Origin of the sequence: Flavobacterium caeni (assembly GCF_900101895.1) — a bacterium.
Classification (GTDB): Bacteria; Bacteroidota; Bacteroidia; order Flavobacteriales; family Flavobacteriaceae; genus Flavobacterium; species Flavobacterium caeni.
In genome coordinates this window covers 272764-293313 of record NZ_FMVF01000003.1, presented here as the reverse complement: position 1 = coordinate 293313, position 20550 = coordinate 272764, and the positions used below count along the sequence as shown (strand labels likewise).

Below are 20550 nucleotides of genomic sequence, written 5' to 3'. Positions count from 1 at the left end.
AATGCGCAATTATTCCGTTAAAGGTTGAATTTTAAATCTAAACCGCTATATTTGCAAAGACTAATTTAAAAATAATTAAGGCCTCCTACGAGATAATCCTGATTCAATTATGAAAAAAAACTTACTCTTTTTATCTGCTGCCTTTTTGGTTTTTACCAATGTTTCTGCGCAAGACGACCCCAAAAAAGACGACATTAAAGACGCCAACGATGAGGTAGTCGAACATGCCACCTACAACAAATGGACGGTCGAGGTTACTGCAGGGCAGTCAAAAGGGACCAAGCCTTACAGCGACGGCTATTATTCGAGTAGCCCCGACAAAGTGCTCGGTGCGTTTAAGTTCAATTCATTTGGTTTGGCCGCGCGTTACATGTTCAGTCCTAAATTTGGATTGCGACTCGGCGGAACCTACGATAAGTTTGAGAACATCACAGGCAGCAAGCCGTTCGAGACGCAGCAATTGCGTTTTGATGTACAAGGTGTCGTGAACTCGGCGAGATTGTTGGGTATCGAGGAACAATTGGGCCGTTTTAACATGTTGATCCACGGTGGTTTCGTGTATGCGCGTTTTACGCCAAAATTGGATACAGGCATCGATCCACAACTTCAAGACGAACCGGGAGAACCTGGCGGGCCGTCGAACATCGACCGTACCGAGAACAACCTTGGTGTCATGATTGGTGTGTCTCCGGAATTTCGCATCACCAAGAAAATCTCGATCATCGGGGATTTTTCGACCATCACCAATTTCAGACAGCACTTTGCTTGGGACGGTCACTACGCAGACCGCGACCACAACCTTTCCGGTCACATGATTGCCGGAAGCATCGGCCTTACCTACTCGTTTGGTTCGGATGAATTGCACGGCGACTGGGCCATCATCGAAGATCCGAAAAGCAAGGAATTCGAAGAACTCGACAAACGTATCGGCGACCTCGAAACCATGTTGAACGATGCCGACAAAGACGGTGTGCCGGATTACCTGGACGTAGAAAACAACTCGATCGCGGGTGTGGCCGTAGATACCAAAGGCCGTATGGTGGACATCAACAAAAATGGTATTCCTGACGAACTCGAGAATTACCTGCAAACCAATTTTGCGACCAAGGAAACCATCACCCAGGCTGCTGCAACGGCCAACGAGGAAATGGTCAGAAAACTCATCAACGACGGTTACGTGACGACGTATTTCGATTTCAACAAGACCAAGCCTACCAACGTTTCGACAGAGGGCATCGACTTTATGTTGACCTACTTGAGAAACAACCCATCGGCATCGATCGACATCATCGGAAATGCGGATGAGATCGGCTCGTCGCCTTACAATGTGAGCTTGGCCAACAAACGTGCCGAAAGCGTCAAGGCGATCTTGGTCAAGGCAGGCATCCCGGCCAGCCGACTCAATGTCGTATCGAAAGGCGAAGACAGTTCGGTTGATCCGGATTCAGCCGGCGCACGCAAACTCGTTAGACGTGTAACGTTCAAGGTAAGACAATAATTAACAACGCTTTCTTGATAAGTATCAAAAATCCCCTGTCGGCTGACAGGGGATTTTTTTTACCTTTAAAAGAAAACACCATGGAAACCAGAGAAGGCTTTATCAGGGATTTCCGCGGAGAGACCATCGGCACGATTACGCAACAGTCTTCGGCCGAAGAAATCTTCCAAAACCAAACGCTTCGCCCCATCTTGAAACTGCAGAACGATTTGTTCCTGGCGGTTTTTGCGAACCAGATCAGCAAACACAAAAATGACTTCTACAACCTGTCGGTCGAAAAAAAGCTGCACTACATTGAAAACGTCATCCAGAAGGACATTAAATTCCGCAACTCGCTCAAGGGAATGATCATCAGTTTGTTCAGCCTTGATGAGTATGCCGAATACATCCAGAATTCATCGAGTCTCAACAAACGCATGATGAATATGCTGATCGAGCGGCTCAAGAGCCAGGTGCAACTGTTTGAAATGCCCGAATAGCCAACTTTCGGGATTTTTAGTATTGACAAAACGGCAACACATCCGCTAAAATTAAGGATTGGTTGTCGTTTTGTTAATATATGACGGTTGTTCTATACATTCCGATAATTTTCGTCGATATTCTCAACTAAATGGGCAACCCAGCGATATTTTTATTATAATTGTGCAATACTAATCGCCCATGAAAGAAGAATACTTTAAATGGCATTCGCCCAATTTGAACCGCGATGCCGAAATGCTGGTCTTTGGCCATGCGGGTTATCCCGTCATCGTTTTTCCTACGTCTATGGGAAGTTACCATGAAAACAAGGACATGGGGCTCATCGAGTCGGCGCGGTGGTATGTCGAGCAAGGACTGGTGCAGATTTTTTGCCCATCGAGCATAGACAAGGATAGTTTTTATCAAAAACACATCCATCCGGCAAACCGCATCCAAAACCATGTGTGGTATGACCGAATGATTTGCCACGAAATCGTGGAACGCGTCCGGAACAATACCGGCGCAGGAAAAGTGGTCGTGGCAGGCTGTAGTTTCGGTGGTTACCACGCGGCCAATTTTGCATTTCGTCATCCGGGCTATGTAAGTCACATGTTTTCGATGAGCGGCGCGTTCAGCATCAAGAGTTTCATGAACGGCTACCACGACGAGCACGTGTATTTTAACAGCCCCGAGGACTATTTGTTTGGCCTCGAGGACCACGAACTGTGGAACATGGACATTGTTTTGGGCACGTCGAACTGGGACATTTGTTTTGACGACAATTTGCGCATGAGCCGCATCCTGCAACAAAAAAATGTACACCATTGGCTGGATGTGCGCCAGGACCGCCAACACGACTGGCCCGTTTGGAAAGAAATGTTCCCACATTATTTATCACGAATCAAATTTTTATAACCCAATCGTTCGTTAGACATTCGACTTTCGACTTTTGACAACATTAAAATACTATGAAAAAAATAGGCATCTTATTCGGTATGGAAGACACATTTCCTCAGGCTTTCATAGACCGCGTAAATTCGAAGAATGAAAAAGGCATCGTGGCCGAGGCGGTTTCGATCGACAAGGTCGTGCAAAACAAGGGCGGCGAATATGCCGTGATCATCGACCGCATCTCGCAAGACGTGCCGTTTTACCGCGCCTATTTAAAGAACATGGCGCTTACGGGAACCAATGTGATCAACAATCCGTTTTGGTGGAGCGCCGACGACAAGTTCTTCAACAACTGTTTGGCCGATGTTTTGGGCGTGCCGCTTCCGAACACAGTGATTTTACCTTCGGCCGAGCATCCTACCGACACCACAGCCAAGTCGTTCCGAAACCTGGCCTACCCGATGGATTGGGAATCAATTTTCGACTATGTCAAATTTCCGGCGTATATGAAGCCGTACGCAGGCGGTGGCTGGAAGAATGTCTACCGACTTGAAAACAAAGAAGAGTTTTGGGAAAAACACCGCGAAACCGGACAACTTGTAATGTTGTTGCAGGAAGAAATCGTGTTCGATTCGTATTTCCGGGTGTATTGTTTGGGACGTAAATCGGTGTTGATCATGCCGTATGAACCGCGCAATCCGCACCATTTAAGGTATGTGGTAGACAACCCGAACACCGACAAGAAATTGCTTGCGACCATCAAAGACTACACGCTGCGTTTGTGCAAAGGACTAGGCTACGATTTTAACACCGTAGAATTTGCCGTTCGCGACGGCATCCCGTATGCGATCGATTTTGGAAATCCTGCGCCCGATGCCGAAAAGACATCGGTGGGCGAAGCCAATTTTGAATGGGTGGTCGAAGAAGCGGCCAAGATGGCGATTGGTTTGGCCAAGAAACACAAAGACGGCAAGATGAACTTGACCTGGGGAACGTTCATGCAAGATTCGGTATCGCAAGCCAACAGATGACCGTCGATCATAGATTCTGAAACAAGTTCAGAATCCCCCAAAACCAAAACACCAATCATCTAACCCTTAACAGATGAAAAAATTACCCGCATTTACGCTGGGCGTAGAAGAAGAATACCAAATCATCGATCCCGAAACGCGCGATTTACGGTCGCATTTGTCTAAAATCGTCGATGGGGCCAAAACCTTTTTGAACGAACAGGTCAAGGCCGAGATGCACCAATCGGTGGTCGAAGTGGGCACCAACATTTGCAACAACGTCAAGGAAGCCAATACCGAGATCCGGTTCCTGCGCAGCAAAATTGTCGATCTGGCCGAAAAACAAGGCCTGATCGTGGGCGGCGCGGGCACGCACCCGTTCTCGAAATGGCAGGACCAGCTCATCACCGACGACCCAAGGTACCATACCATCGTCAACGAATTGCAGGATGCCGCGCGCTCGAACCTGATTTTTGGGATGCATTGTCACGTGGGCATCGAGAACCGCGAGATCGGGTTGCAACTCATGAACCAGGCGTGTTACTTTTTGCCGCACATTTTTGCGCTGAGCACCAATTCGCCTTTTTGGGAAGCGCGTCAAACGGGTTACAAATCGTTCCGTACCAAGGTGTTCGACAAATTTCCGCGTACCGGATTGCCCGAATATTTTGACCACGTCGCCTCGTACGACAAATACCTCGATACACTCGTCAAGACCAATTGCATCGACAACCCTAAGAAAATCTGGTGGGATTTGCGTTTGCATCCGTTTTACAGCACGATCGAATTCCGCATTTGCGACATGATGCTCACCGTCCAGGAAACCATGTGCGTGGTGGCCATCATCCAGGCCATTGTCGCCAAACTCTACAAACTGACCGTGGCCAACACCAGTTTCAACATTTACCGACTGGCGTTAATCAAGGAAAACAAATTCCGCGCGGCGCGTTACGGCTTAGACAACCACATGATCGATTTTGGGTTGCAGAAGGAAGTCGAAACCAAGTCGTTGATTTTGGAATTGCTCGATTTTATTGACGATGTGGTCGATGAACTGGGCAGTCGCGAACACATCGATTTTGTCCATACGATGATGAAAAACGGTACGGGTGCCGACAAACAACTGGCCGTATACGAACAAACCGGCGATTTGACCAAGGTGGTCGACTTCATCACGGGCGAGTTCACCAAAGGGCTCTAGTTACAATAATTTAATATCTTTGTAACCGAACCGAAACCTATGCAGATGAACCAATACCCCATCAAGCTGGCCATACTCGACATGTACAACGGCGAACCCAATCAAGGTATGCGCTGTATCATCGACATCATCGGCCGCTTCAACCACCTACTCGAGTTTACAATTTTTGACGTACGCGGCAAATCGGAATTTCCCGATATCGCACAATATGACATCTACATTTCTACCGGAGGACCGGGCAATCCGCTTATCGGCGACGGCAAGTGGGATTTGAAATACTACGACTTTATCGACGCGCTCCTGAAGTGGAACGCCGAAAAGGAAGTCAAGAAGCACGTTTTGTTCATTTGCCATTCGTTCCAGATGGCGTGTAAGCATTTTGGGCTGGCCGAGATTACCAAACGCAACGACACCTCATTTGGCGTCATGACCGTACACAAAACCATTGCGGGCGCCGAAGATCCGCTGATGCAGGGGCTTGACGATCCGTTCTATGCCGTGGATTCGCGCGATTACCAGGTCGTGCAGCCCAACCTGAAAGTGTTTTCGGATAAAGGTGCGACCATATTGTCGCTCGAGAAAATCCGCGACCACGTCAAGTACGAGCGTGCGATCATGGCGGTTCGTTTTACCGACTATTTTGTGGGTACGCAGTTTCATCCAGAGGCCGATCCAATCAGTTTTGTGATGACGCTCCGCAAAAAGGAAACCCGCGACAAAATCCGTACGATGAAAGGCAAACGCAAATTCCGCGACATGCTCGAAAACCTGCTCGACGACGAAAAGGTGTACCGTACCAACGAAACGCTGATCCCCAATTTTTTGCGTATCGCGATCAACGATTTGATCCAGACCAAGAAAATGGTCTCCAATTAATTATTCAATATCGATTTAAGATGATTACAAAATACCGCACCTGGTTCAACAACCATTTTTCTGAAGAGCGTTACCAATGGTTCCAACAGGATATCGCGGCCGATTTTGATTATCTGCCGACGTTTCGTATGGCCGAGACGCCGTTCTTTATTTCGGACAAGCTCCAATCGCAATTGCTCGAAGGATGCGACGATGTGATCAAACTCATCACCCAACCCGATTTCAAGGCGCTTACCCAAAAGGCACTCGATTTGAATACACAGGTGCCCAACGAAGACAACCATACCACCTTTTTGGCGATCGATTTTGGGATATGCGAAGAAAACGGGCAAACGGTCCCGAAACTGATCGAGGTGCAGGGGTTCCCGTCGTTGTTCAACTACCAGTACAATTTGTATTATAAATTTCTCAAATACTATCCGACGCTTACCGAAACCACCCCATTCCTGGGCGGATTGGATTATCGCAGCTATTCGGAAATCCTCGAAAACGCGATTTGCGGCGGGTATCCGAAGGAAAACGTCATTCTGCTCGAAATCGAACCCGAAAAGCAAAACACCAAGATCGATTTTTACTACTGCCGTCGCGATATGGGCGTTGCGGTGGTTTGCGTAACCGAACTCATCAAAAAGGGCCGTCAACTTTTTTACAAGAACAAGCAAGGCGAAGAGATTTTGGTCAAACGCATCTACAACCGCGTCATCTTTGACGAACTGGAGCTGCGCAAGGATTTGAACCTTGGATTTAGCTTTAGCGACGACCTTGACGTGGAATGGGCCGGGCATCCGAATTGGTTTTTCAGGATCAGCAAATTCATTTTACCGATGCTCAAAGGCCCGTATTTTATAGAAACGACATTGCTCTCGGAGTTGAAAGAAATCCCTGCCGACCTTGAAAACTACGTGCTCAAGCCGCTCTTTTCGTTCTCGGGAAGCGGCGTGATTTTCCACGTCAAAAAAGAAGACATCGAAGCGGTGCACGACAAGGACCTGTACATCTTACAGAAAAAAGTGCACTACCAACCCATCCTGCAATCACCCACGGGAAAAGTCAAGGCCGAAGTCCGGATTCTCTATATCTGGGAAAAAGGCAAACCTGCGCCTACGCCCGTAAGCAACCTCGTACGACTCAGCCGCGGCGAAATGATTGGTGTAAAATACAACCAGGACATGGATTGGGTGGGCGGAACGTTGGGGCTTTTTGTGAAATAATCAATCGGTTATGTATTGAAACATCCGATCAAAAAGGAACTTGCGGTCTTCGGCAGGTGCTTCTTTTGAAATCGCCAACACAAACCTTTTCCCGCCAACCAACGTATCCTTGCTCATATACGCAGCATTTGAAGCGCTTTTTGGATTGTAGAGCAGGTAGTATTCGTACGGTTCGTCGACGGTTCTCCCATATACAAGTATATTATTGAACACCGGCCTGTTGGCGTTCAGCTTTTTGAAACTGCTTCGGTTGGTCGCAAATTTGAAATCGTGGAACGTCACGGTCTCGATTCCCGCTTCGGCGTTGACGATTTTGTAATAGCCATCTTCCTCTTTAATTTGCGTATAGGACGCCAACGTGTTGAACGACGAACAACCGACGCACGACACCATCGCCAATCCTCCGACTAAAACTTTCGAAATCATATTCGTTATTCTTGATAATAAGTCCCCGATCCTGTTACGGTATAGGTTTCGTTCGACCCGTTGAGCCCTTCCTTCATCAGGCAAGAAAACGTAAAGCTGTAGGGGCCGGTCTTGGTGAGCGTACCACCGAGGCTTGTTCCGTAGTGCTGTGTCCCCAATTGAAAATCGCCAAGCAATTCGCAGTAGTTACCATCGGCATAGTTTCCGAAAGCAAATGTCCCGCTCGAAGCCGTTGGCATGTTAGAAATAATGAAGTGTATAGCGCTTCCGGGGGTAAAAGTATTAAGTTCTACGTTGATGTTGCCACTGCAAGTACCAGATGCATATGCGAATCCGAATGCCGGATAATTTGCGCCCGAGAATGTAAAGGAAGAATTAGTCTCACAATAAGGAGAGTGTACCGCCATTTCGTATAGCTGACCAGCTACCAGCGGAGGAACGTCAAACGATTGTCCATAGAATGTTCCCTCTGCAATCACCTCTACCGCAAAACCTGCAGGATAATCTACCTGGAACTCCCCATTCCAATTGGTATACGTGTAAAGTTGTTGTGGGCCGTTCGAAATGGTGATGCGCTGGTGTGCGTAAGGCGTCTGGTCTGGATAGCATACTACTTTTCCTTTGAGGGTGCCATTGGGATAAAGGATGTCAAAATTCCAGTACGAAAAATGTGAAACAGCGCCTTGGTACTGCAAGCCTATTTTGGTGGCCGCGCCGTCTTCTTTCCAGATGCCTTGCTGCTCGTCGAAATGCCACAAAGGCATATTGACGGGAGCCGATATTTGTTGCGACGGCGCAATATCGAAACGTACCGTTGCCGTGACGCCATCCTTAAGATTCAACCGATCGCCGTTGCCCGCATAGAGTTCAACCGCAAAAAAACCGTAAGACTTTAGCGACCCCGTTTGGCCGCTTTGGTTGATTCCTATAAAATCACCGCCTTGCATCAACGTGGCAAAACCCTCATCATCTGGGGAAAAAAATCGAACATCGGCGGTTACCTGGCCCGAATAATCGACCCCTGATTGCTCGTTCTTCAATCCATTGGCTGGTATATCTACCGTTCCGCCATGATTGGTGAGCGACGCACCTGTCGAACTCTCGAAAACGACGGATGTTGCTTTTGCGGCCAACACCACTTCGATATAACCGGTTTCGGATGCTTTTTGGAAGCCCCTGAACGATTCGAAGTAACCGGCTTTGCTCACCCGAACAAATCCCCTGTCGTTCGACACCGTGGCTTGTATCGTGAAACTACCCGAAGCGCCCGAGGTTGCGGTACGGTCGCCACTGGTCACTTGCGCGCCAGCCACTGCATTTCCGTTTTCGTCTACAACGCGACCCGAAAGATCGACGGTGGACGAGTTTGGCGGCGTAGGGATTTCGATCGCAGCTTTATCTTCACTGCTGCAGGAAAAAGACAACATGACAAGCAATGCCATGCAATAAGTGTAGATTTTATTCATATTTGTTTGAATTATTGTTTATTTATTTTATGTTGGGCCGAATAAACAGTTGTAAATCAATGTAGATTTTTAACCTCGGGCGCCGCGGCCACTGTTGCAAAGTCGCGTACCAAACGATCTGCATAAGTATCGAGCAACCCGAGTACTTTTTCGTGCTTGTCCGATTGTACGATCAGTCCGGCGTGGTATTCGAGCGGTACGCGAAAGCACACTTCGACATCGTTAAAAGACGATAAATCGGGGGTTTCATATTTTGACAACGTCAGCACAATGCCCGCAAATTCTTTTTTGACCTTGGGCAGCTTGTAGGTTTGTTCCTTTACGAGCGCATCCTCGATTGCGGCCCATTCTTTCCACAGATTGACTCCCGAAGCGGCTTCGACCATTTCGGCAATGTGCGCCCCGCCTACCCTTGACGAGGTTTCTAGAAAATAGATCCGGCCGTCGTCGTTGCATTTGATGTATTCCGAATGTGCAGCGCCATGCTTGAGCCCAAATCCTTTGATGACTTGTTCGTTGATTTTCTTGATGGCCTTGTCGTCGTCTGAATTGTACGGGATGTTGGCCGTACGGAAAATACCGCCGCCTTGCGAGATTTCCATGGGCGTGGCCAAATATTTCGAGGTGATGCTGAACACGATCTTGCCGTCTACGATCAAGCTGTCGCAATGGTACACCGCACCCGGCCTGAACTGCTCGACAAGGTATTTGAAACGGTTGTTGCCCATTTCGTTGATGTGCATCCAAAGCGAATCCTTGTCGTACACCTTGATGATCCCGTGCGCCGAGGCTTCGGAACGCGGCTTGAGCACCCAGGGTGGCGAGACGGTATCGGCAAAAGTATTGATGTCGTGGTCGTTGAACAACGAACAAAACTGCGGGTTCGAAATACCACAGCTCTTGGCGCGCATCCGCATGGCGAGCTTGTCGCGAAAATAACGTCCGGTGGTTTGTCCCATACCCGAGATGCGTAGGTTTTCGCGCAGGTAGGTCGCCTTTTCCACATCGTAATCGTCGAGCGCCACCACGGCGTCGATTTGGGTCGACTTCATCAGGTTGCTCACGCCCAACAGCAAGTGTTCGAGGTTCCAATCGGTGTCTTGTCCTTCCATGTAAAACACATCGTCCAAATGATCGAACGGCCACGGTTTGTCGCGCAATTTATCGGTCGTGACCAGAAAAACGGTGTTGCCCAATTGCTTGAGACGGATCATAAAATCAGACCCTTTGTAGAAATTCGAAATACAGACGAAGGTTTTGGAAGCGCTCATAACGTATAGTTTTCAATAAATGTAGTCAATAATTGTACACCAAAGGCCGTGGCGTGCTTGCTTTTGGCAAATTCATCGTCGCCAAAGGCCACGCCCGCAATGTCGAGATGTGCCCATGCCGTATGTCCTTCAGTAAAATACTCGAGAAACTTGGCTGCAGTGATCGCGCCCGCAACGGGTTTTCCGCTCCAGTTCTTGACGTCGGCGATATCGCTGTCGATGTCGGGCTTGTAGGCGTCCCACAACGGCAACGGCCAACTGCGTTCCCCGATCGCGTCGCCTGCCTGCTGCATTTTTTGCGCCATTTGGACGTTGTTGGTGAACAAGGCCGCGCACTCGTATCCGAACGTTCCGACGGCGCTCCCGGTAAGCGTCGCCAAATCGACGATCGTATCGGGTTTGTAGTTCTTGATCAGGTACGACAATCCGTCGGCCAGAATCAACCGGCCTTCGGCATCGGTATCGATGATTTCGATCGAATGTCCGGCATAGCTCCCGATGACATCGCTCGGCAAAAACGAATTCGCATCTACCGCGCTCTCGCATGCCGGGACAATGGCGGTCACCTTGACCGGTAGCTTTAAATCGGCGATGAGCTGCATGGCCCCGAGTACGGCCGCACCGCCCGCCATGTCCGACTTCATGTGGTACATGCCCGCCACCTTGATGTTGAGCCCGCCCGTATCGAACGTGATGCCCTTGCCTACCAAGCCGATGTGTTTGGTTTTGTCGATGATCTTATCGGGCGAATATTCCATGATGATGAACTGCGGTTCGTTGACGCTGCCCTTGCCGACGGCCAGAAAAGCATCGATTTTTTGTTTCTGACATTCTTTTCTGTCGAGCACGGTGACCGAAAACCCGAACTGCGCGCCCGCGCTTTTGGCCCAATCCGACAGGTATTTTGGCGTGGCCACGTTGGGCGGCGAATCGACCAGGTGCAACGTCTGCAATTGCGCGGCGGCAATCTTGAACGCGCGTTGGGCAACCATACTTTGGTCTTTCTTCGAAAAGAGTTGCAGTGTAAAATCGGGTGCCGCCAGCGGATGTCCGTCTGTTTTTTTGAAATGGCCCAAGTCGTAGGTTCCCCAATACAGCCCGGACAGGATCGCTTCGATTTGGGTTTTCGACAACGATTCGGGCAAGACCAACGCGGTTTGTTTTTGGAACAATTCTTTTTGCTTGGCCGCCAAACGACGGAAAATCGTACGCAACGACTTGTAATCGCTGTCTTTGCCGATGCCTACAAAAACGTGAAGGCTTTCGTATTTCTCGACCACATAATGGGTGTCTTTCTTACCGAAAAAAACGCGCGAAGGCACCGACACGCCGTGAAATTCGGTCGGCAACAGGTTTTGCGGACTGGTTTCGGTTACAGGGATCAACAGCGTACCTTGGAATTGGTCGAGTGAATTGAGGTGGTTTGTCTTCATCAGTCTTTATTGCTAAAATAGAGCCATTCGATGGCTTTCGGGAACTCGTCGCTCCAGTAAATCTCGTTGTGTTTGCCCAGCGCGTTGATGCTGAGTTTGATTTTCATCTTGTCCGACACAAAAGCGTTCTGGACCAGGTTGTTCTTGAATTGTTTGACGTGTTTGATCATCGTCGCGCTTTCGTCGCCGCCCGCATACAAATAAATCTTGGTGTCGGCGGGCTCGTCAAATTCGACGCCGCTGAAATTCATCTTGGGCACAACCCACAACGATGGCGAAAAAATCATGAGTTTGCCGTAGACCTCGGGGTACATCAATCCGCTGTAAATGCTCACGAGCCCACCCATCGAACTGCCGCCAATGCCGGTATGTTCGCGTTCGGGTTTGGTGCGGTATTTTTTGTCGACAAACGGCTTGAGCGTATCGGTCACAAAGCGGATGTATTTTTTGCCCTGTCCCGCCCCCAGCACCGTTTTGCCCACATTGTATTCCTTGATACGGTCCTGTTCGGCGTGTTCGATGGCGATGATGATGATCTTGCCGATTTTGTACTCGGACATCACCGCCAGTTTTTTATCGATTTCCCAGTTGCCGTACTTGGCGTTTTCGTTGAACAGATTCTGCGCATCCTGCAGATACAAAACAGGATAGTGTTCCTGCGACTTGTCGTAATCATGGGGCAAGAGCGCCCATATCTTTCGCTTTTTGTTGAGTTGCGGCATTTCGAATTCCTCCGAAATCAGTTCGATCTTGGGCAAAAAATGCGACCGGAAAGGCAGCCAGTTGTGGCGCCATTTGTCGACGTGCTCCTTTCTAACGCCCGTGTGTTGTTTGCACGAACGGTTCTCGGTGCGGTTGCCGTATTTGTCGATCTCGACCTCGCTCCAATCGCCTTTGGTGAATTTGTACAACAATTCATCGGGGTACACAAAATCGGGCGCGAACTTGTAGTGGTACAGTCCGTTGCCGATGCGTTCCATCTCAAAAAGCGGGTCTTGGGTATGCCATTGGTTGAAATTGCCGGACAGGTACACCGGACGGTCGTCGTCCTCGTCCGTGGTAAGCAGGATGTTGAGCTGCGGCTCGGTCAAATCGTCTACTTCGTCTAATACAGTTTGTTTGGGGGACTTCATAAAAAACGTCAAACTTCTCGCGTAAATATAGGTTTTTCGCGCAGTAAAAAAAAGCCAAAGACCACGAACGGCAAAGATTTGCGGATATTCGATTCTCCGCGGCGTTTTTTTGGAAATTCCGAAAAGGGCTAGTGCGCCAGCGCGCGCAATTTATCGATGTATTGGCCGGGCGTCTCGTTTTGGTATACGCCTATTTGCCCGATCCTCTTGGCGTTGCCACCGATGATGACGACGAGAGGAAAAAAGCCGTCCTTGTTGTACTTCTCGACAATGAGCAGGTTTTCTTCGAGGTTTTCCTTCGACAGGAAATCCTGCCGCACCAATACAAAGTGCTCCCGTGCATACGCCAAAAACTCGGTGGTTTCGAGTACTTGTTGTTGCAATTGGATGCAATTCTCGCAATCTTCGCCACCCGTAAAGTACAACAGCACCTTTTTGTCGGTGGCCGACGCTTCTTTGATGGCGGCCTTTAAATCGGACTGCCATTGCCCGAACGCCGAACCGGCAAACAGCATCAACACTACTATCGCGGTAGTTTTCATGGGGGTAATTTTGGGCTAAAGTATCAAATTATTCGACACACGGCGCGGCCTGCGTTGCATTTTTACAACATGCCGTGGTATTTGCGTACAAACCATTCGGTGGCCAACGCTGCGGCGATGATCACCAGCAACCAAACCCATTCGATGAGCGGGGTTTTCTTGGCGATGGCTTTTTGTACCGCCTGGTAGCGCTGGTCTTCGAGCAGTTGCTTGACCAGTGCATCCAACTGATTGGGCACAAATACCTGCCCTTGCGTTTGCGTGGCCAGCTGTTGCAGTTTGCCCAAATCGGGATTGACGAACTGTTTTTCGATGTCAAAATCGAGTATCTCGAAATAGCCGTTGTAGGTGGTTTTCGAGTTCCGCTCGCGCACGGCAAACTGATACTGGCCTGCCGCCAACCCGTCGAGGTTGACTTTGTAGGCGTTGTTGGTTTTGAGCAGGTCGTAATGTTTGGTTTGACTGGTTGCTTTGTGGGTCAACGAAATCGACAGTTGGGCTTTTTCGTCGAATTCATAATTCTTGTTGAAAAACTGCGCCGTAATTTCGATGGCCTCGCCCGAATTGTAAAAACTTTCATGGTTCACGACAAGCGACTTGCGTGCATTGTTCGATGCCAAAAACTGGATGATCTTGTCGATAAACACATCGTATTTCTCAAACGATTGGTGATCGACGTGGCTCTGCAACCGCCATTTCCAACTGTTTTCGCCCAGCAAAAAGGCCGCGCGTTTTCCTTGATTCTCGGCAAAAGCCAACAATGGCGCGCCCGTGGCGATGTTGCGTATGCGCGACGAAAGCAGCACGTTGGTGCTTCCGTTGACAGTGACCGTCCCGAACGCGTTTTGCAACGGCGGCAGGTTGTCGAACCCGATGTCGTCGAGCGCAAACAAATTGAATTGGCTCTCGAACGACGGTAAATAGTCCTCCGATTGGCCGCTCATGCGAAAAACCAGCTGATTTTGGTTCAGGTTCAAAAACTGGAAATCGGTTGCCGTTCCGGTCACGACAAACGTATTGACACCTGCCGTTTTGTTCTGGTCCAGCAGCGGTTTGAAAGCCGGATTGGGTTGGTACAAAACCAGCACATTGTAATCGGACAACGATTTGATTTCTTGCGGCTTAACGATGGTTACTTTGCGTTGTGGATTGCTTTCGATCGCGCGTTTTAGCGCCCCGATGTCGGGATGGCTGATGGTCGAAACGATTGCGATCTCAGTGCGTTGATCGATCACCTCGACCGCAAAATTCTTGGCGTTGTTGTACGTATTCTTCTCTTGCACGGGCGACGCGACAGAAGCCTTGAATACCTGCAAACCCGTGCGGTCGGCGGGAAGCAACACATTCACAACAGCCGAACGCTTGGACGACGAGAACGCCACCGTTTGTTTGTGGTAAACGGTACCGCCCTGCGCAATGCTAAAATTGGCCGTCAGCGGTTTGTTGCCCGAATACTGCAAGAAAACCTCTACCGGAAACTTGTTCTTGTGGAACGCATACTTGTTGACATTGAGTTGGCCGATACGCAAATCCATGACGGTGGCCGTATCGCCCAACACCAGCGGAAACACTTTGTTGTTCGGGTCAAAACCGTACACATAGTCGTTGCCCGAGGTTTGGTTGCCGTCGGTGATGAGCACGGTTGGGAACGTCTTGTTTTTGTGCAGCGTCTTGAGGTTTTTGGCCGCAAGGTCGATGTTGGTTTGGCTTCCCTTGAAATCGAGCGCCTGCCCCTCGGCCGTCATCGGTTCGAATTCGTCGGCGAAAACATAGGGTTGGATGTCGAACTTGTCGCGAAGCTGTTTGTTCCCGGCAAGTTCCCGATACAAGTCGCGCGCCGTTTTGTCGGCTTTAAGATCGGTTACCGACGCCGAATTGTCGACCGCAATGGCCAGCGGTGTCTTTTGTGTTTCGAACGTCTTGCGCGAAACCACCGGATTGATCAGCAAAAGCAACAAGCCAAACAGCGCCACAAAACGCAACAAAGCCAGCCAAAGATGGATTTTGTTCCTTTGGCCGGCCTTGTAAAAGTATTGGTAAAATGACAAACCCGCCGCCACGGCCAGTGAAAGAATGATCAACAGTATGGTGGATGTGGTCATCAAGGGGTTATTTTAAATTCTAAATTTTAAGTTCCAGATGGGGCGAAACCCAAACAATTTAAAATTCAAAATTCAACATTCAAAATAAATTAAGTCAACATTCCGCCATCGACGTTCATGACTTGCCCGGTCACATAGGCGCTCAGGTCTGAAGCCAGGAACAAACAGGCGTTGGCCACGTCTTCGGGCGTACCACCGCGTTTGAGCGGGATGCTTTCGCGCCAGCCTTGTACGACGTCTTCGTTGAGTTTGCCCGTCATTTCGGTTTCGATGAATCCCGGGGCGATGGCGTTGCAACGGATGTTTCTTGAACCCAATTCCAAAGCCACCGATTTGGTGAACCCGATGACGCCCGCTTTCGAAGCCGCATAATTGGTTTGCCCGGCGTTACCCTTGACGCCCACCACCGAACTCATGTTGATGATAGAACCCGCGCGGTTTTTGAGCATCGTCTTCTGGACGGCCTTGGTCATGTTGAACACCGATTTGAGGTTCACATCGATCACCTGGTCGAAATCTTCTTCGCCCATACGCATCAAAAGGTTGTCCTTGGTGATGCCGGCGTTGTTGATCAAAATATCGATGGTGCCAAAATCGGCCAGTACGTCGTCGATGAGTTTGTGCGCCTGCTCGTAATCGGCGGCATTCGACTGATAGCCCTTCGATTTGATGCCCATCGCATTGAGTTGGTTCTCGAGTTCTTGCGCAGAAGCGGCCGATGAGCTGTAAGTAAAGGCGACGTTGGCCCCGTGCTTGGCGAAAACTTCGGCTATTCCTTTGCCTATTCCGCGGCTGGCCCCGGTGATGATCGCTACTTTTCCTTCTAGAATCTTCATACTGAGTTGGTTTGTTAGTTTTGGTATGTTTGAAGTGTCAAATATAGCAATATTTGCTTGCAAAGGTGGTAAGCCGATGCGAAGTTTTAACAACATGGGCGTGCGTTTTTTCGGATTTCGGACGTATCTTTAAATCACTTATACAAAACCCGATGCGTGTCGATCTAAAACAAGAACTGCTCAAACAGCGAAACAAATCCCATGAAGATTCGATCCTACGCGAAGTGGCCTCGGTATTGGCGTTGCACGAGCAGCGTCGCGCGCAAACCATCGATGCCTTGCAAAACGGCACAACAGCGCCCAACCAAATGATTTTCGATTTGCTCGAAACCGATCGGATTTTTTCGCTGTCCCAAATCAGGAAAGTGTGTATCGACTACCGACTGCGTTTCCTCGAAAGCCAAAGGTTCAGGAATCACTTTCCCGAGGAAGCGTTGTCTGCAATCCGCGAGCTCGAAAACCGCCACCAAACGCGGCTCGGGCATTTTAGGATCATGGCCCCGACGGGCGCGTTCAAACTCGACAACTACGACGACCCGCTGCTTTTTGTGCCGCTTGACAACGACTATTTTTACCTGGTGCACCAATGGGGCGGCGACCTCGGTTCGGTTCGAAAATGGCTGGTGCTTCCGTTGCGCAACCTGGGTTGGTTTACCGCTTTTTGTGTGCTGTTGAGTTTGTTGCTGACTTGGATGATTCCCATCAATCAATTGGGCGAAAAAATTCCTTGGGCCAAACTGATTATCTTTTTGTTTTTGTTCAAATCGGTTTTTGCCGTGGCCATGTATGGCTTTTTTATGCGCGGCCGAAGTTTCAGTGCGCAAATGTGGGACAGCCGGTTCTACAACCAATAAAAAAGCCGCATCCGAGAGCGTCGGACGCGGCCACACATGAAATGAATTCTTATGTAAACCGAACCTATGAGACTGCCCGGTTTTTAGTGTAACAGTTTGCAAGGGGTTTACCCTACGACAAAATTAGGATTTAACAAACCGCGCCTGCGCCACGCCTTGCCCGGTCTTGATCTTCACGAAATAATTGCCCGTTTTCAATTTAGATACGTCTACGGAATTTACCGCATCGGTGGTCGCGATGACCAATTGCCCGAGCGCGTTGTACACCTCGACCGATTGTGTCTTGAGGTCTGATTTCGATTGGATATTGAGCACGTCCTGCGCCGGGTTCGGATACAATGCAAACGCCGTCTCGAACGCAAAATCCTGCATGCCGAGCAACTGCACCGTGGTCACGGCCGGCTCGGTCACGATCGGATGGTTGTAGTCGAAGTAGATGCTGGCCGCGTTGCTGAACGAATCGCCGATCCCAAGCGTCGGCTTGGTGCGTATCTTGAACATCACGTAGCCGTCGTTGTTGGCGTCGTCGAACGGCAAGTCGATGTTCTCGAAGATGAATTCGACGTTGTTGCCCGAAATGCGCGTCACAAAATCGTGGCTTGCGTCCATCGGGACAAGGCTCGAAATCTCGAATTTCTCGGCATCGATCACATCCTTCACGACAATGTTGGTCGCGTTGGCCGATCCCGTATTCTCGAACCTGATCTTATAATGCACGTACTGCCCTACCATGCTTGGCGCAATCGCGTTGCCCTCCAAACAGGTCTTGTCGTTCGGGTCGAAGGAATTTGTGACCGTTTGGTTTAGTGTGGCTGTGTTATCGCTCGGCGTCTCCTCGGTTTGGCCGTGGGTTACGCTGGCGGCATACGTCAAGATGTCGCCATCGTTGACCGCAGGGGTTTCCGTAGGCGAGTTGACGTTCATCGTCACCACGATCTCGCGTTGTTCGAACGGTTGCAGTCCCGTAAAACTCCAGTTCAGTTGTTGCGCGGTTTGCGACGAAACCGCCGGGTTGGCGCCTACATACTCGACGGTATTGTCGTGCGAAAAACTTACCGTGCCGTCGAGTGTGACGGTGCCTTTGTTTTTATAGATCAATTTGTAGTTTGCATCGAAGCCGGGACGCGCAAAGCCTAATGGAACGATGGATACTTCGAGGTCTGGGTGGGCGCCGTTGGCCATCAGACAGAAATCCTGAGAAAGCAAATTCCCTGCAACGGGGAACGTAAAAGGCACTTGGGCAGGAGATACCGTGAAATAGTTGTTTTCGCTACCCAAAACAGGAGAAATGGAGTAATCGCCCGGCGGCAGCAAACTGCTGTATGTACCATCAGATCTTGAAGTAACGATAAACTCCTGGTCACCCGTTATTTGAAATTTGGCATGTGCAAAGGCGGTGTCGTTCGCATCGCATCCATCGCCTGCGCTGTCGTAACGCATGGAACCTGTTATTTCGTTAAAATTGCTCCCTTCGGCCACCGTGCAGTATCTATTGACCTCAAAGTAAGCCGTATGCCATTGCGATAGTATTTCACCGTCAATCACAATACCCTCTTCAACACCCATTGGGTATTGATCTTGGTTATGCTCGACACAAACATGTTGCAGATTGGGCACGTTTTCAATGACCAAGTGATCCGAAAAGCCATTTCTAATATTAATATGGGTAAGGTTTGGCGCATCGTACATAAAAAGCGAACCTACCTTGAATGGAATATCAATACTGGTTGCAAGCGTACCGAAATAACCGAAAGCATCAATTTCTCCAACGACAGAAATATTTGAAGGCACTTCGGTAAGTAATAAGTCGACGTCTGTATCGGTACTACTCCCTTCTCCGCAAAAAATATTCAATGTATTGATAGGGTTACCCCGCAGATCCAATCTAAGATACCCAAAAGCGGTTGATAGGGTTTGTACATCGAACGTAAACGCGGATAGCATATTGTCTCGTAAGTCCAGAAACTCCAGCCCGATAAAGGGGCTCGTGTCTATCGATGTAATTTGGTTTCCTTGGGCCCTGATCTCGGTAACATAAATGAAATATTCCAGCCCGCTCAAATCAGAGATGCCTGCGTTGCTTATGTCTATCGGATAAGACCATTGGCTTGCTTCATACAAACTGATTTCGCCATCACCATCGAAGTCAATGGTATCCATAAACAGCTGTTCGCTCAGCAGCGCAGCTTTCAAATTCGGATCTGGAAACACAATCTGCGCCTGTCCCAGAGCGCCAAACAACAATAAACTAAAAAGGTAAAGTTTTTTCACAAGCAATGTTTTTGAAATTGACAAATAAGATAATTCTGATAACCAGGCAAGATTCCAACCCCGTAAATATATAAAAAAACCCCATCCAAAACCGGACGGGGTATGTTATATTTTTGTAATCCAGTGAATTATCCCATCACCTCTTTTACTTTCTTACCAATCTCAGCCGGAGAATCAACCACATGGATGCCGTTCTCGCGCATGATGCGTTTCTTGGCCTCGGCCGTGTCGTCAGAACCTCCAACGATCGCACCGGCGTGGCCCATGGTTCTTCCTTTTGGTGCGGTTTCGCCCGCGATGAATCCGATGACCGGTTTGCGGTTGCCGTCCTGTTTGATCCAGCGCGCGGCATCGGCCTCGAGTTGTCCGCCGATCTCACCGATCATGACGATGCATTTGGTCTCAGGGTCGTTCATGAGCAATTCGACAGCAGCCTTGGTCGTGGTCCCGATGATCGGGTCGCCACCGATACCGATGGCCGTCGTGATGCCCATGCCCTGCTTGACCACCTGGTCTGCCGCTTCATAAGTCAACGTTCCCGATTTAGAAACGATGCCCACGGTGCCTTTCTTGAACACAAAACCAGGCATGATGCCTACTTTGGCTTCTTCAGGCGTGATGACACCCGGACAGTTTGGCCCGATGAGCGTACAGTTGCGTCCTTTGATATAGTCGTTGGCCCTGATCATATCGGCTACGGGGATGCCCTCGGTGATGGTGATGATCACCTTGATGCCCGCGTCGGCCGCTTCCATGATCGCGTCGGCTGCAAAGGCCGGCGGTACAAAAATGATGGTCGTGTCGGCACCCGCCTTTTCTACGGCATCCTTCACGGTGTTGAATACCGGACGATCGAGGTGCGTCGTGCCGCCTTTGCCCGGGGTTACGCCGCCCACGACATTGGTGCCGTATTCAATCATTTGCGAAGCGTGGAACGTTCCCTCGCTACCTGTAAAACCTTGTACGATGATCTTGGAATTTTTATTGACTAGAACACTCATGATTTATTTTTTGGTTTTTGAATTGCTATGCAAATGTAAGTTTTTGGGGAGAATTTCTACCATTCTTTT

18 protein-coding genes are annotated in these 20550 nt (G+C 49.4%); 8 read left to right on the top strand and 10 right to left on the bottom strand.

Annotated elements, in window-relative coordinates:
• The first annotated feature begins 109 nt into the window (after positions 1–109).
• From BLP55_RS03625 to BLP55_RS03595, 7 genes are all read left to right on the top strand, one after another.
• On the top strand, positions 110–1498 hold the full coding sequence (locus BLP55_RS03625; protein ID WP_091140961.1) for an OmpA family protein: 1389 nt from the start codon (positions 110–112) through the stop codon (positions 1496–1498).
• Positions 1499–1578: 80 nt separating this feature from the next.
• On the top strand, positions 1579–1977 hold the full coding sequence (locus tag BLP55_RS03620) for a glyoxalase (protein ID WP_091140960.1): 399 nt from the start codon (positions 1579–1581) through the stop codon (positions 1975–1977).
• A gap of 181 nt (positions 1978–2158) precedes the next feature.
• Positions 2159–2872: an esterase family protein gene (locus BLP55_RS03615; RefSeq protein ID WP_091140959.1), complete on the top strand. Its 714-nt coding sequence runs from the start codon at positions 2159–2161 to the stop codon at positions 2870–2872.
• A gap of 53 nt (positions 2873–2925) precedes the next feature.
• Positions 2926–3879, top strand: a complete 954-nt coding sequence (locus BLP55_RS03610) for an ATP-grasp domain-containing protein (protein ID WP_091140958.1) — start codon at positions 2926–2928, stop codon at positions 3877–3879.
• Between the two features lie 73 nt (positions 3880–3952).
• Positions 3953–5059 carry a carboxylate-amine ligase gene (locus tag BLP55_RS03605; protein WP_091140957.1) on the top strand — a complete coding sequence of 369 codons (1107 nt, stop codon included), beginning with the start codon at positions 3953–3955 and terminating at the stop codon, positions 5057–5059.
• 45 nt (positions 5060–5104) lie between these two features.
• The gene (locus BLP55_RS03600; protein WP_091141054.1) at positions 5105–5935 is read left to right on the top strand and encodes a type 1 glutamine amidotransferase; all 831 of its coding nucleotides are present in this window, start codon (positions 5105–5107) and stop codon (positions 5933–5935) included.
• A gap of 20 nt (positions 5936–5955) precedes the next feature.
• Positions 5956–7146: a hypothetical protein gene (locus BLP55_RS03595; protein WP_091140956.1), complete on the top strand. Its 1191-nt coding sequence runs from the start codon at positions 5956–5958 to the stop codon at positions 7144–7146.
• Here BLP55_RS03595 and BLP55_RS03590 read toward each other — a convergent pair whose 3' ends face one another.
• From BLP55_RS03590 to fabG, 8 genes are all read right to left on the bottom strand, one after another.
• On the bottom strand, positions 7147–7572 hold the full coding sequence (locus tag BLP55_RS03590; protein WP_139149596.1) for a hypothetical protein: 426 nt from the start codon (positions 7570–7572) through the stop codon (positions 7147–7149).
• A gap of 5 nt (positions 7573–7577) precedes the next feature.
• Positions 7578–9038: a carboxypeptidase-like regulatory domain-containing protein gene (locus BLP55_RS03585; protein WP_139149595.1), complete on the bottom strand. Its 1461-nt coding sequence runs from the start codon at positions 9036–9038 to the stop codon at positions 7578–7580.
• A gap of 56 nt (positions 9039–9094) precedes the next feature.
• Entirely contained in the window at positions 9095–10309 is a 1215-nt protein-coding gene (locus BLP55_RS03580; protein ID WP_091140953.1) for an ATP-grasp domain-containing protein, read from the bottom strand.
• Positions 10306–11742, bottom strand: coding sequence for a leucyl aminopeptidase family protein (locus BLP55_RS03575; RefSeq protein WP_091140952.1), 1437 nt, complete (start codon positions 11740–11742; stop codon positions 10306–10308). Before BLP55_RS03575 ends, BLP55_RS03580 begins: the two co-directional genes overlap by 4 nt.
• Positions 11742–12875: an alpha/beta hydrolase gene (locus tag BLP55_RS03570; RefSeq protein WP_091140951.1), complete on the bottom strand. Its 1134-nt coding sequence runs from the start codon at positions 12873–12875 to the stop codon at positions 11742–11744. Before BLP55_RS03570 ends, BLP55_RS03575 begins: the two co-directional genes overlap by 1 nt.
• Before the next feature lie 128 nt (positions 12876–13003).
• Positions 13004–13417 (bottom strand): thioredoxin family protein, encoded by a 414-nt coding sequence (locus BLP55_RS03565; protein WP_091140950.1) that lies wholly within the window; start codon positions 13415–13417, stop codon positions 13004–13006.
• Positions 13418–13479: 62 nt separating this feature from the next.
• Complete coding sequence (locus tag BLP55_RS03560; protein WP_091140949.1) at positions 13480–15519, bottom strand: hypothetical protein; 2040 nt, start codon at positions 15517–15519, stop codon at positions 13480–13482.
• An 89-nt stretch (positions 15520–15608) separates the two neighbouring features.
• On the bottom strand, positions 15609–16355 hold the full coding sequence (gene fabG, locus BLP55_RS03555) for a 3-oxoacyl-[acyl-carrier-protein] reductase (RefSeq protein ID WP_091140948.1): 747 nt from the start codon (positions 16353–16355) through the stop codon (positions 15609–15611).
• A 152-nt stretch (positions 16356–16507) separates the two neighbouring features.
• On the opposite strand from fabG, the gene BLP55_RS03550 reads away from it, so the two are divergent.
• Complete coding sequence (locus BLP55_RS03550) at positions 16508–17209, top strand: hypothetical protein (RefSeq protein WP_091140947.1); 702 nt, start codon at positions 16508–16510, stop codon at positions 17207–17209.
• A gap of 123 nt (positions 17210–17332) precedes the next feature.
• Here the strand turns inward: BLP55_RS03550 and BLP55_RS03545 are convergent, their stop codons facing one another.
• Both BLP55_RS03545 and sucD read right to left on the bottom strand, forming a co-directional pair.
• Positions 17333–19480, bottom strand: coding sequence for a T9SS type A sorting domain-containing protein (locus BLP55_RS03545; RefSeq protein ID WP_139149594.1), 2148 nt, complete (start codon positions 19478–19480; stop codon positions 17333–17335).
• 128 nt (positions 19481–19608) lie between these two features.
• On the bottom strand, positions 19609–20481 hold the full coding sequence (gene sucD, locus BLP55_RS03540) for a succinate--CoA ligase subunit alpha (protein WP_091140945.1): 873 nt from the start codon (positions 20479–20481) through the stop codon (positions 19609–19611).
• Positions 20482–20550 lie beyond the last annotated feature (69 nt).